Below are 13541 nucleotides of genomic sequence, written 5' to 3' on the forward strand. Positions count from 1 at the left end.
AGCTTGGGCCGTAAGTTATTTCGACTTATGGCCCAAGCTCTCTTTACTAAAGGATCTCAATAGATGTCCTTTTTATTTTTCTTCACTAACAGCAAATCACCGATTCAAACTTTCTCCATTTGTAGAAATAACCTCTTTATACCAATGAAATGAATCTTTTTTACTTCTTTCAAGCGTTCCATTCCCTGCATCATCACTATCCACGTAAATAACACCATACCGTTTAGACATTTCAATGGTTCCACATGAAATGATATCGATGATTCCCCACATAGTATAGCCTAAAAGCTCTACACCATCAGCAATTGCTTCACTCATTTGTTGTAAATGCTTTTCTAAATAGTCAATCCGATAAGGGTCATGAATTGCGCCATCCTCTTCTACTTGATCATAAGCACCTAACCCATTTTCAGCAATAAACAGCGGTAATTGATAGCGATCATACATCTCGTTTAGAGAAATTCTCAAACCAATTGGATCAATTTGCCATCCCCAGTCACTTGTTTCTAAGTAAGGATTTTTCATCCCGCTTAGTAAGTTTCCGCTGGTAATTTCATAATCAGGACTGACACTAGTTATCATTGACATATAGTACGAAAATGATAGGAAGTTTACTTTATTCTCTGCTAATAATTCTAAATCTCCAGGAGCGACTTCTATCGTAATTCCTAACTCATCAAACATTCGCTTTGTATAGCTAGGATATTTTCCTCTTGCTAAAACATCCGTATAAAAATAATTCTTATAGTTCTCATCCAAAATGCTTTGCATTACATCTTCTGGCTTACAGGTCGCAGGATATGTTGTAAATCGTGCAATCATTCCACCAATCATTGGTTCGCCTAGTATTTCTTTTGCAGCTTTAATTGCTCTTGCATTTGCCACGAACTGATTATGTCCTGCTTGAAAAATACTTTGGTTATAGTTTTCTTCTTGATCTTCAATAACGGCACATCCATTGTATGGATTAAATCTATTACAGTTAATTTCATTAAAAGGTAGCCAATAGTCCACTAAATCACCTAAACGCTCAAACAATGTACGTGCATAGACTTCAAAAAAATCAATAGTCTTTCTACTTTTCCAACCACCATATTTGGTCACTAAATTAACTGGAATCCCATAGTGAAGCATTGTAGCAAAGACTTTCATTCCTCTTTTTTGGCATTCAGTAAATAGATCAACATAAAATTGTATTCCTGCTTCATTAGGTCTCTCGTCATCTCCATTTGGATAAATACGCGACCAATCAATGGATGTTCGGAAAATATTCATCCCCATTTCTTCAAACAACGCTAAATCCTCTTTATATCTATGATAAAAATCAATCCCTCTTCTAAAGGGATAATTGCGATCGCCTTCTGCAACTAGCGCTTGCTCGAAACGCTCACTGGTCATATTAATATCTCTGTTTCGATTCCGTTCCTCACGGTTCCAGTTAGGGGCAAAGTAACGCATCGATTGTGTATCCACACCTTTGCCATCTTCTAAATAACCACCATCTGCTTGACCACTCGAAATAGCCCCGCCCCATAAAAAATCCTTTGAAAATGTGTAAGTCATTTTACTTTTCCTCCAATTCATTACGTAAATACTGGTCCTTATAAACCAGACCGCTCGTTATAATAAAAGCTAAAATAAAACTAGCCACTGCACAGACAATTGCAAAAATAAAATTCCATTGATTCGTTGGATCAATAAAAATAGGCAATGTCGTAATTCCTGTTGGCGCAAAAGTCATTCGCTTAACATTCAGGAAACCCGCAAGTAAACCACTCATTGCACCAGCAATAATCACTGCTAAAAACGGTTTTTTATATTTTAAATTCACGCCATACAAAGCTGGTTCGGTAATTCCTAACAGTGCAGTAAATCCTGAAGAAAAAGCCAATCCTCGTACTTTCTGACTCTTTGCAAAGCGACCTACAGCAATTGCTGCGCCTGCTTGAGCGAAATTAGAAACTAAAAACCCAATCCCTAACATATCAAATCCATTGGAACTGATAGATTGTAAAACGAGAGGAATTGTTACCGCATAATGCATCCCAGTCATAATGAAGACTGGCGATAACGCACCAAAAATAAATGGTAGCACCCAAACAGCATAATTTTGAACTAAATTTAAGACAATTCCTAATCCTTGTCCAACCCAACTTCCTAATGGACCAATAATTCCCAAAGCTAAAGGAATCATAATAAAAAATGTCACTAACGGCCGCAAGAAAAACTTTACTGACTCAGGACAAAAACGTTCGACATAACGATCCACATAGGAAGCTACCCATATAATTAAGATAATTGGAATCACAGTTGAACTATAATTAGCTAACGTAATTGGTAAAAAGCCAAACATCTTTAATGGTTTACCTTCACTTACCAATGAAACAAAGGTCGGATGTAGCAGTAGCATGCCAATAATTGTTCCTAAATAAGGATTCAAACGAAACTTTATTGAGGCAGAATAAGCAACTAAAACAGGCATAAAATAAAAAGCAGTATCGCCAGCAAATGTCAAAATTTGATAAGTACCACCTGTAGGATCAATTAAATGGAACAAATCTAAAAGCACTAGTACTGTTTTTATCATTGCTGCAGCGGTAATTGCAGGTAACAGCGGTGTAAAAATACCTGTAATTGTATCTAATACTTGTGGAATAATCCCTTTTTTTGATGGTTCACTTGGCTCGGCCATTTCTTGATGACTCAGATCACTTTTAGACTCAGTTGACAGCAACTGAGTAAAGTGTGCATAAACAGTTCCGACACTTTGACCAATAATTATTTGATATTGTCCTCCGGTAACAATACTGCCCATTACGCCGTCTAAATCATTTATAGACTCTTGCTGTATTTTCTCTTCATCATTTAACGTTAAACGCAAGCGAGTTGCACAATGAGTAACACTTTTCACATTTTTGGCTCCGCCTATGTTTGACAAAATGCTTTGACATAATTTTTGAACATCCATCAATAACCCTCCTATTCAACTTGTATTTCAATACTTGTACAAATATCAATCACTAGTTATACTTGAATTATACAATTATAAAAAACGCTTTCAATAATCATTTTCCAGAACATTGATAACAAAAGGTAAGGTGATAAAATTGTTAAATCAACTCCCATCAGACTTATTTCTGTTAACCCACAGCGAACACCATTATTTAGAGGATCCCAATTATCATAGCCCTATTTATGAACAACTAGACAAAATTCTGTTACATGATCAAGAAGTCTATCAGTTTCAATTACCAAATTTAAAACAAAACCTTATTGAAATTAGAAGAGATTCGCGATTCACAGATGTACCATTACATGTACATACTAATTTAAATCTTAATTATGTCTATTCTGGAAGCTGTCATTATCAAGTAAACGGAACCGAAGTATTACTAAAAGAAGGAGATTTATGCATTGTTGATCGGCATGTTCTTCGCTCAAAAGGCAGACTAAGTGAAAAAGATATTGTCTTTAATATTAGTCTAAGCAATGACTTTTTTTCACGAGCATTTATTATGGGCTTAGGTGAAACAAGCATTTTAAGTACTTTTTTATTTTCAGCAATTACTGAAAATAACCACCATGACGGCTATATGATTTTTCAGAATAACCATAAAAATACAATTGCTTTTCTCAATCAACTAATTTGTGAATATTTCCAAAATGATACTTTTAGTAAACATGCGATAGAAGCACTCTTTTCATTAATTTTTATTCAGCTTATCCGTGATTATCAGAAGAATTCCACAAAGAAAGTTGCCCCTATTAGCAATAAAACCAGCCATATGTTAGAAATTATCGATTATATAGAAAAAAATGCTCGCACCTGTACATTAAAGGAAACCGCATTATTATTTAATTACCATCCAAAATATTTATCTCAGTTAATCAAACAGACTTTCAATAAAACCTTTAAAGAAATTCAAACAGAACAAAGGATGAAAAATGCGATACAATTATTGCGTTATTCAGAATTATCAATCGCTGAAATCTCTCAAAATGTTGGTATTTCAAACGTAAGCCAATTTTATAAAAATTTTTCAGCTCTCTATACACTCTCTCCTAATGAATATAGAAAAACATTGACGAAACACTGAAATACTCACTTACTCCATTAATGGTATAAAAAAAACACTTTCTATCAGCAGAAAGTGTTTCAATAAATATTTCGTTTAGGCAGCGCTGTTTCCTGTAGTGTAAACGAACAAGAAAGTGAACAAAATGGACACGCCAACCATTATTAATTTTTTCGTTTTGTCGGGGTCCTCTTGAAGTAGCCATTTAATCAACAGACTGCCTCTAATCCGTTGACTTGCCTTCTCTTTTTCAGTCGCTGACTTTGTATACCGCCAACCACAAAAGTGCCAACGAAGTAAATTGGCGTACCAAGCTCGATAGTTTTTAGATAGAAAACCACCACAGATAAACAACGCTCCTAATAAAATATCCAAATACAACCAAACAATAAATGTTAACGGAATATCGATTAATGAATAATTCTTCACTTCAATCACTTGATCTTTCAAACCAAATTGATGAATAATCCGTTCTTGGTATTCAGAATCCGTCTCCGCTTCTTCTTTTCCCCCAACAACTTTTATGGCTGACTCGACGCCCATACCTTTTCTTTTATAAAAGCTTGCTTGGAATGACAATACTTACATTCCACCACTTGATCAGCGGTATCGTACCATCTAAACGCATTCGCCCCACAACTTTGACAAACCACACTACTCATTTTTTGCCTCCGATATTTGTTATTTTTTATGGTTATGTTTCATTACTTAATGATACCATTTTTTGGAGAGGGTTGGGTTAGAGAGATTGATAAAAAAGACACTTTCTCATTGCGAGAAAGTGTCTTGAAACATTGTAATTGATTGGTAAGCGAACACGTTCGCAACGACTCCAAATAATTAACGTTTTGAGAACTGTGAAGCTTTACGAGCTTTTTTAAGACCTGGTTTTTTACGTTCAACCATACGTGCGTCACGAGTAAGTAACCCAGCGCGTTTTAAAGCAGAACGGAAGTCAGGATCTACTTGTAACAATGCACGAGCGATTCCGTGACGGATAGCTCCTGATTGTCCAGCATAGCCACCACCGTTTACGTTTACGATTACATCGTAAGCGCCTTTTGTTTCAGTTACGCCAAATGGTTGGTTGATAACTTCACGCAAGTCAGCATGTGGAATATATTCTTCTACGTCTTTTTTGTTTACAGTAATTTTACCAGTACCTGGTACTAAGCGTACGCGGGCAACTGCATTTTTACGACGGCCTGTGCCGCTATATTGTACTTGTGCCAATGAATTTCCCTCCTTAAATTAAGTTCGTGATATCTAATACTTCTGGTTGTTGTGCAGCATGTGGATGCTCAGCTCCACCGTATACGTTCAATTTAGTAAATTGTTTACGTCCTAAAGTGTTTTTAGGTAGCATACCTTTTACAGAAGTTTCGATAAGACGGCGAGAGTTTTTGTCGCGTAATTCACCAGCAGTCACTGATTTTAATCCTCCAGGATACATTGAGTGACGGTAGTAAATTTTGTCTGTAGCTTTTTTACCTGTTAATTTTACTTTATCAGCGTTAATTACGATTACGAAATCTCCAGTATCCACATGTGGTGTGAATGTTGGTTTATTTTTACCACGTAGTACAGAAGCAACAACTGCTGATAGACGTCCTAAAGGAACATCTGTTGCATCTACTACGTACCATTTACGTTCTACTTCGCCAGCTTTGGCCATATATGTTGTACGCACGTTTCTTTCCTCCAATTTTGTTTTCGATGTTTGACATACACTTGAGTTTCCGGGGCTCATTGTGGGGCAAACAATACCATTTAATATTTTACCTTCAATCACTGATAAAGTCAATGTTTTTCTGCGCTTTCAGAAAATAGATTTTCACTTATTTTTTTGTGCCTTTTAAACAGAAAAAAACCGCCAACGTCAACGTCAGCGGCTTTGGGAGTTGTTTTAAATTATGCGTCAATACCAGGCGCTTTGCCAAGTTTGGCTTGTAACATCCAAATATTTTTTTCGATGTCTGTTTTGTTTGCGATGAAAATGTCTTGTGTGCAGTCGTCGCCTTCTTCACCAGAAACTTCGATTCCTTTTGCGTAAAGGTCTGCTAAGTAACGGTAGCCTGCTACTAATTTTTCCATACGTTCTGGAATGGTGCGGTCCCAGTTACCAATTTCATCTTCAATTTTTGTATTTTCTGCGAATTCACGCAATGTTGAGAATGGAGAGCCGTCCAATGTGATTAAACGTTCTGAAACAACATCTAATTGCTCATTGATTTGATCCATGTATTCATCCATTTGTGGGTGAAGTGTTAAAAATTCAGGTCCACGCATATACCAATGTGTTTGATGAATTACCACGGAAAATTGGCTTAAATCTGCAACGAGTTGGTTCAAAATTTCTTTTGTTTTTTCAAATTTCATTCTTTGTCATCCTCCTAAATATTTTTTCTACACTCTTAGTGTAATATGAATTGTGAAAAAAGTACACTGAAAACCTTTCTTTTTTAAAATTATTATCAAATTATAATAATTACAATTAAGAATCTAATTAATTTCCTGAAATCGCTGTTTTTTCATCCGCAGTGACGACTTTTTGTTCCGCTTGAGTGAGGATCGTGTCGAGTGCCTCTGTCAACTCGTCAGTATCTTCTTTTCCTGTGACGAAAGCTAAAAAAAACTGATTCAGTCTCAGTTGCTCCGCTGCTGGCAAGTACCATTGTCCTTCTACTTGCTTAACCGTTAATGGCAGTTTAACTGGCTCATGGCTGACATTGATTTGTTGGATTTCTTTTTTTAAAACGGCTAACGTGTGCTGCATGTCTAGCGCTTGTGTCGCCTGTTGCGTTTGCTGAAGAAGAGCAGTGGTTGTATCTTCAATCGCCGTCACAAAATCTAAGCCCTTAATCTGAAAAGTGATTGTCGCTTGCCCATTCAATTCTTTCGTGGCTACTAGTTGATATGACGCTTTTTTCTTCACTTGAGCCAGTAATTCTGTGCTAAGCTTCTGGGCTTCAGTCTCGGTGACTTCAGCGTTCATTTCTTTTAAGCTATTGAAAAATTGCTTCTGGAACTGTTGACGGCTCGTCTGCAAATGCTCCGCCAAGACTTTCGGTTCACGAAAAGTTTGAGAGAATGTCGCTGTCTTTTCTTGATAAATAAAGTAATCTACCAACTGTTGCGCTGCTTTTTCGCCGGAACGAGACGGTGTACTGCAGCTTGCCAACGCCCCAATGAATAACAGAAATAGTGGTAGTAGCTGTTTCTTCATTTCTCATCCTCATTTCCTCAAGTCTTTGTCTCTCTTCTAGTTAAGCAACTTCTCAGTCATTTGTCAAAGCTATTTACTATCAATTATTTGCGGAATTCTGCTAATTTTTGATAACTTTGTGCTAAAACTTGTTGGGTTTCTTGAAAAACAGGATACAGTTCTTGATAAACTAGCAATTGATCCGCTCGTGGCGTGACCGTTTCATGAATCAGCACCTGTTGCGCCGCTGCTTGTAAATTTGGTAACTGCCCTAAGCCTTGCCAGCCTAGCAAAACAGCGCCTAATGCCGAAGCTTCGGTGCTATCAGTGAACGATAACGTTTCTCCCAGCACATCAGCCATGATTTGACGGAACACAGGGGAATCAGCAAAGCCGCCTGTCGCCCGAATCTCCTGAACGGGTCCACCGAGTTGTTTCAAATCTTCTAAAATGGTTTTTAAATTGAAACAGATGCCTTCCACCACCGCTCGAGCTAAATGTCCGGCATGGTGATTTTTGCGCAAGCCAATAAAACTTGCGCTCGCCTCTGCATTCCACAGCGGTGCTCGTTCACCTAGCAAATAAGGATGAAACAGTAAGCCATTTGCCCCAGCTGGCACGGTTGCAATTTTGGCCATAATTGGGTCATAGAGATTGGTCCCGTTTTGGATAGCTTGCTGACGTTCTTCTGCAAAAATCGTTTGGCTCGCCCAATCTAACGCAACTGCACCATTACTACTTGCGCCACCAATCACCCAGTGCTGTTTATCTAGAGCAAAACAAAACGTTTCACCTTGCGGATGCAAAAAAGGTTCTTCGACAATATACCGAAGTGCGCCGCTCGTACCAACGGTCAAAGTCGCTACACCCATTCCTAGCGCTCCCAAACCTAAATTAGACAATGGACCATCCGCGCCACCAAGAACTAAAACCGTTTCCTCCTCAACACCAAGCATCTCTTGCCAAGAAGGCGCTAACGCTGGAAAAATGAACGTTGACGGGGCAACTTTTGGCAACTGTTCCTCCTCAATAGATAAATACGCTAAAATCGACGATTCCCATTGCCGCGTGTGAATATTAAATAAACCCATCCCCGAAGCACTACTATAATCTGTCCAGTATTCGCCAAAGAAACGGTAAAAAATGTAGTCCTTAATCCCAATAAACTTGGCCGCGCTCTGCGCAACGGCTGGCTGATTTTCCTGCAGCCAGCGAATCTTGTACAAAGGCGCCATTGGATGAACTGGCATGCCTGTCAATTGATAAAACAATTGGGCCGCTGGCGTTTCTTTTAACGCTTCCGCATAATCAGATGCTCGTGTGTCAGCCCAAGTAATCACTTGGGTCAATGGGCGTCCTTGCGCATCCATGGCAATTAATCCATGCATTGCTGAAGCAAAAGAAATGAGCCCAATTGGTTGATTCTTCACTTGTTGTGTGACGGTTCGAATACAGTTCACCACAGCTTGGAACAGCGTTTCTGGGTCTTGCTCCGCCATTCCTTCAGTCTCTTGAATTAATGGATAACGCACATAGCTAGAAGCTACGACTGTGCCATTTGCTTGAAAAGCCACTGCTTTGGCTTGCGTGGTGCCAACGTCGACACCAATCGCTAATTTTTCCATTTGATTCCCTCATTTCTTGTTTCTTTTATTATTCCTAACAAAAAAAGATTTGTCTAGTCAAACGAAAAAGTTTAAAAAAAGCGTAGTTTATTTTTAAGGAGGTAACCTATGTTTTTCTTGAGTCTCTTTTTGATTGGTGCCTGTTTCGGTTCTTTTTTATGCTTAGTGGCGGAGCGCTTACCAGTAGGGCGTTCTTTGTGGTGGCCCCCTTCCCACTGTCAAGGTTGCCACCAGCCTCTACAATTCTATGAATTAATTCCAGTTGTTTCGATTTTGCTGCAGCGCTTTCGTTGTCGAAAGTGTCAACAGCCAGTAGCTAAGAGTTATCTTTTAGCAGAACTTATCATGGGCGGCTTAACCGCAAGCTGTTTTTCAGCTGGCCTGACGATTGATGCTTTGATTCTCTGGTGGTGGCTGACGAGTGCTTTCACATTATCCTTGATTGATTACTGGTATTTAGTGGTTGAACCGAAGATTCTTTATCCTAGTTTTTTTGTGCTTTGCTTGCTGAAAATTGCGGGTCAGCATTCGTTTTACTTACTGACTGGTCTTTTTTGTTTTTGTTTTTTCCAAGCCGCCTTACATTATTTTCCGGAAGCCATGGGGCGAGGGGATCTTTTGTTACTGGGTTTGTGGGGCTGTTTTTTACAGGTACCTCAGTTGCTGATGCTACTATTTTTTGCCAGTAGTTATGGCCTAATCTATGGCTACAGCTGTAAATTTTTGGGGTATCCAGTTGAACAGACACTTCCCTTTGTCCCCTTTTTAAGTTTGGGTTTACTCACAATCAGTTGGCTATAGCAAATAAAAAAAGCCGTAAGGAGCATGCTCCTTACGGCTTTTTAGGGTTTATTTATTGATGTTTTTCATCGCATCTTCAGCAGCCATTTGTGCTTCAATGTCTGAAATACTATAAACGTTTTCGCTAGCTACGCCAACTTCTTTTGGTTCCATGTTACGGTAACGAGCCATACCAGTACCAGCTGGGATGATTTTACCAATGATAACATTTTCTTTCAATCCAAGTAATGGATCTTTTTTGCCACGGATAGCAGCATCTGTTAACACGCGTGTTGTTTCTTGGAAGGATGCAGCAGATAAGAAGCTGTTTGTTTCCAATGACGCTTTGGTAATACCAAGTAAGACTGGACGACTAGTAGCAGGGACGCCACCAGCAACTAATGTGTCGTAGTTACGGTCTTTAAATTCTGCGATGTCCATTAATGTTCCTGGAAGGATTTCAGTGTCACCTGGATCCATTACGCGGATTTTACGTAACATTTGACGAACCATTACTTCGATATGTTTGTCGCCGATTTCTACCCCTTGCATACGGTAAACACGTTGTACTTCACGTAATAGGTAGTTTTCAACAGATAAAACATCACGAACTTGTAATAATTGTTTTGGATCGATTGAACCTTCTGTCAACGGTGCACCACGGTGGATGATGTCGCCTTCAGCAACTTTCATACGTGCAGTGTAAGGGACAGTATAGGTACGTGTATCTGTTTTTCCTTTGATGGTTACTTCTTTTTGACGTGTGGCAGGATCTTCAGAAATATCGATAACTTCACCGGTTACTTCTGTAATCACTGCTTGCCCTTTCGGATTACGTGCTTCAAAGATTTCTTGGATACGAGGTAAACCTTGAGTGATATCGTCACCGGCAACCCCACCGGTATGGAACGTACGCATGGTTAACTGTGTACCAGGTTCCCCGATTGATTGAGCGGCGATTGTACCAACTGCTTCTCCGACTTCAACGTCAGAACCAGTTGCAAGGTTACGTCCGTAACAGTGCTTACATACACCATGTTTTGTGTTACATGTAAAGACAGAACGGATGGTTACTTTTTCAATACCAGCGTCCACGATTTCTCTGGCAAGATCTTCAGTGATTAATTGATCCGCACCAATGATGATTGCACCAGTTTCTGGATGAACAACTGATTTACGTGTATAACGACCTAATAGACGTTCGTCTAATGGTTCGATAATTTCGTTACCTTCACGAATTGCTTCGATTTCAAGACCACGGTCAGTGCCACAGTCGTCTTCACGAATGATTACGTCTTGGGCAACGTCAACTAAACGACGTGTTAAGTAACCTGAATCGGCTGTCTTCAAGGCCGTATCGGTCATCCCTTTACGAGCCCCGTGAGTTGAGATAAACATTTCTAAGACAGAAAGTCCTTCACGGAAGTTTGAGATGATTGGTAATTCCATGATTCGTCCATTCGGAGCGGCCATCAAACCACGCATACCAGCTAACTGTGTAAAGTTGGAGATGTTACCACGGGCTCCAGAGTCAGACATCATGAAGATTGGGTTACGAGCTTCCATACTTTCGATCAGTTTTTGTTGGATTTCATCTTTGGCACCGTTCCAAACGCCGATTACACGTTCATAACGTTCGTCATCAGTAATTAAACCACGACGGAATTGTTTAGTAATTGTTTCAACTTGTTTGTGGGCAGCATCAATGATTGCTTGTTTTTCATGAAGAACCATGATATCGGCAATCCCTACTGTCATCCCAGCATAAGTTGAGTGTTTGTAACCTAAGTCTTTCATGCGGTCAAGCATTTTAGAGGTTTCCGTAATGTGGAATCTCTTGAAGACTTCAGCAATGATATTTCCAAGATTTTTCTTCTTGAATGGTAAAACTAATTCTTGCTCTTTAATGTGTGCAGGAATGTCTGTACCAGCTTCTACGAAGTATTTATCTGGTGTTTGAACAGTTAAGTTATAGTCTGTTGGTTCGTTCAAGTAAGGGAACTCAACAGGCATGATTTCGTTAAAGATGATCTTACCAACTGTGGTGATTAAGATTCGTTCTTTTTGCCAATCAGTAAATGGTTTGTCACCTAAAAGTGTTGTTTGAACCCCAATCCGTGAGTGTAAATGCACGTAGCCATTTTGCCATGCTAAAACAGCTTCGTTCATGTCGCGGAAGATCATACCTTCCCCTTCACGGCCTTCTTCTTCCATTGTTAGGTAGTAGTTACCTAAGACCATATCTTGAGATGGTGTAACAACTGGTTTACCATCTTTCGGGTTCAAGATATTTTGGGCAGCAAGCATTAACATACGAGCTTCTGCTTGTGCTTCTTCATTTAGAGGCACGTGAACCGCCATTTGGTCTCCATCGAAATCGGCATTGTAGGCTTCACACACTAATGGGTGAAGACGAATCGCACGACCTTCAACAAGAACAGGTTCGAAAGCTTGGATCCCTAATCTATGCAACGTAGGTGCCCGGTTAAGTAAAACTGGGTGTTCTTGGATAACTTCTTCTAAAATATCCCAAACTTCATCTTCGCCACGTTCGATTTTACGTTTCGCATTTTTAATGTTTGTCGCAATTTCACGTTGTACTAATTCACGCATTACAAATGGTTTGAATAATTCAATCGCCATTTCTTTTGGTAAACCACATTGGTACATTTTTAAGAACGGACCAACGACGATTACGGAACGACCAGAATAGTCAACACGTTTACCTAGTAAGTTTTGACGGAAACGACCTTGTTTCCCTTTCAACATGTGAGAAAGAGATTTCAATGGACGGTTACCTGGTCCAGTAACTGGACGGCCACGACGACCATTATCGATTAAAGCATCGACCGCTTCTTGTAACATCCGTTTTTCGTTTTGAACAATGATGCTTGGCGCATTTAAGTCTAATAAACGTTTTAGACGGTTGTTACGGTTGATAACACGGCGGTATAAGTCGTTTAAGTCACTTGTTGCAAAACGACCACCTTCCAATTGAACCATCGGACGTAAATCTGGTGGAATAACTGGGATAACATCCATTACCATCCAGCTTGGTTGGTTACCAGAGGCACGGAAGGCTTCTAAGATGTCTAAACGACGGATGGCACGTGTCCGTTTTTGACCAGAAGCTGTTTTCAATTCTTCTTTTAATTGCGCAACTTCGCCATCTAAATCGACGTTATCTAATAATTGTTTCACGGCTTCGGCACCCATAGCAGCTTTGAAGGCTTGGCCATATTGTTCACGTTTTTCACGATATTCGCGTTCCGTTAACAATTGTTTTTTCTCTAATGTTGTGTCACCTGGTTCGATGACAACGTATGAAGCAAAATAAATGACTTCTTCCAATGCACGAGGGCTCATGTCTAAAACAAGACCCATCCGAGATGGAATTCCTTTAAAGTACCAGATATGTGAAACTGGTGCGGCTAATTCAATATGTCCCATACGTTCACGACGTACTTTTGAACGAGTGACTTCAACGCCACAACGGTCACAGACAATACCTTTATAACGGATACGTTTATATTTACCACAAGCACATTCCCAGTCTTTGGTTGGACCAAAAATGCGTTCACAGAATAACCCTTCACGTTCGGGTTTTAATGTACGGTAGTTAATTGTTTCGGGTTTTTTAACTTCCCCATAAGACCAACTTCTGATCTTTTCTGGTGAAGCAAGCCCTATTTGCATACTTTCGAATTTATTTACATCGATCAAAAGGAATTCCCTCCATTTCCTTATTTAGAGAAGCTGAGTCAGCAACTTGTTAGCAAATGGCAAGCATCACTTGAAAGAAGGTCTGACGACACTTGGAACAAGTAATGACTTGCGCAGTTGCAACAAAGTCGC

At 39.5% G+C, this 13541-nt stretch carries 10 protein-coding genes and 1 pseudogene; 2 read left to right on the top strand and 9 right to left on the bottom strand.

The features are described 5' to 3' along the window. Positions 1-96: 96 nt before the first annotated feature. Complete coding sequence (locus IGJ24_RS12810; RefSeq protein WP_438775414.1) at positions 97-1563, bottom strand: glycoside hydrolase family 1 protein; 1467 nt, start codon at positions 1561-1563, stop codon at positions 97-99. 1 nt (position 1564) lies between these two features. Further along, on the bottom strand, positions 1565-2968 hold the full coding sequence (locus IGJ24_RS12815; protein WP_010823303.1) for a PTS transporter subunit EIIC: 1404 nt from the start codon (positions 2966-2968) through the stop codon (positions 1565-1567). A 130-nt stretch (positions 2969-3098) separates the two neighbouring features. On the opposite strand from IGJ24_RS12815, the gene IGJ24_RS12820 reads away from it, so the two are divergent. Further along, positions 3099-4097, top strand: a complete 999-nt coding sequence (locus IGJ24_RS12820) for an AraC family transcriptional regulator (RefSeq protein WP_002396794.1) — start codon at positions 3099-3101, stop codon at positions 4095-4097. 75 nt (positions 4098-4172) lie between these two features. On the opposite strand, the pseudogene IGJ24_RS12825 reads toward IGJ24_RS12820, so the two are convergent. The 6 genes and pseudogenes from IGJ24_RS12825 to IGJ24_RS12850 all read right to left on the bottom strand — a co-directional run bounded on the left by IGJ24_RS12825 (position 4173) and on the right by IGJ24_RS12850 (position 8906). Next, a pseudogene (locus IGJ24_RS12825) lies at positions 4173-4738 on the bottom strand (hypothetical protein). A 178-nt stretch (positions 4739-4916) separates the two neighbouring features. Next, positions 4917-5309 (bottom strand): 30S ribosomal protein S9, encoded by a 393-nt coding sequence (gene rpsI / locus IGJ24_RS12830; protein WP_002354786.1) that lies wholly within the window; start codon positions 5307-5309, stop codon positions 4917-4919. 13 nt (positions 5310-5322) lie between these two features. Further along, positions 5323-5751, bottom strand: coding sequence for a 50S ribosomal protein L13 (gene rplM, locus IGJ24_RS12835; protein ID WP_048670019.1), 429 nt, complete (start codon positions 5749-5751; stop codon positions 5323-5325). 236 nt (positions 5752-5987) lie between these two features. Then, complete coding sequence (locus IGJ24_RS12840; protein ID WP_002354782.1) at positions 5988-6455, bottom strand: Dps family protein; 468 nt, start codon at positions 6453-6455, stop codon at positions 5988-5990. 127 nt (positions 6456-6582) lie between these two features. Next, positions 6583-7302, bottom strand: coding sequence for a DUF5105 domain-containing protein (locus IGJ24_RS12845; RefSeq protein ID WP_010823306.1), 720 nt, complete (start codon positions 7300-7302; stop codon positions 6583-6585). A gap of 83 nt (positions 7303-7385) precedes the next feature. After that, entirely contained in the window at positions 7386-8906 is a 1521-nt protein-coding gene (locus tag IGJ24_RS12850; RefSeq protein WP_289865723.1) for a gluconokinase, read from the bottom strand. Between the two features lie 108 nt (positions 8907-9014). Between IGJ24_RS12850 and IGJ24_RS12855 the strand changes: the two genes are divergently transcribed. Further along, a complete protein-coding gene (locus tag IGJ24_RS12855; protein ID WP_289865721.1) occupies positions 9015-9707 on the top strand; it encodes a prepilin peptidase in 693 nt (230 codons plus the stop codon). Between the two features lie 48 nt (positions 9708-9755). Here IGJ24_RS12855 and rpoC read toward each other — a convergent pair whose 3' ends face one another. Next, the gene (gene rpoC, locus IGJ24_RS12860) at positions 9756-13409 is read right to left on the bottom strand and encodes a DNA-directed RNA polymerase subunit beta' (RefSeq protein WP_002354777.1); all 3654 of its coding nucleotides are present in this window, start codon (positions 13407-13409) and stop codon (positions 9756-9758) included. Positions 13410-13541 lie beyond the last annotated feature (132 nt).

This window comes from Enterococcus sp. DIV0546, assembly GCF_051712785.1.
In the GTDB taxonomy this organism is placed as follows: Bacteria; Bacillota; Bacilli; order Lactobacillales; family Enterococcaceae; genus Enterococcus; species Enterococcus faecalis.

Bases quoted from the DNA above. Each gene is read 5' to 3' on its own strand.
- IGJ24_RS12855 (WP_289865721.1), top strand. From the start codon at position 9,015: ATGTTTTTCTTGAGTCTCTTTTTGATTGGTGCCTGTTTCGGTTCTTTT.
- IGJ24_RS12845 (WP_010823306.1), bottom strand. From the start codon at position 7,302: ATGAAGAAACAGCTACTACCACTATTTCTGTTATTCATTGGGGCGTTG.
- IGJ24_RS12815 (WP_010823303.1), bottom strand. From the start codon at position 2,968: ATGGATGTTCAAAAATTATGTCAAAGCATTTTGTCAAACATAGGCGGA.
- IGJ24_RS12850 (WP_289865723.1), bottom strand. From the start codon at position 8,906: ATGGAAAAATTAGCGATTGGTGTCGACGTTGGCACCACGCAAGCCAAA.
- IGJ24_RS12840 (WP_002354782.1), bottom strand. From the start codon at position 6,455: ATGAAATTTGAAAAAACAAAAGAAATTTTGAACCAACTCGTTGCAGAT.
- rplM (WP_048670019.1), bottom strand. From the start codon at position 5,751: ATGGCCAAAGCTGGCGAAGTAGAACGTAAATGGTACGTAGTAGATGCA.
- IGJ24_RS12810 (WP_438775414.1), bottom strand. From the start codon at position 1,563: ATGACTTACACATTTTCAAAGGATTTTTTATGGGGCGGGGCTATTTCG.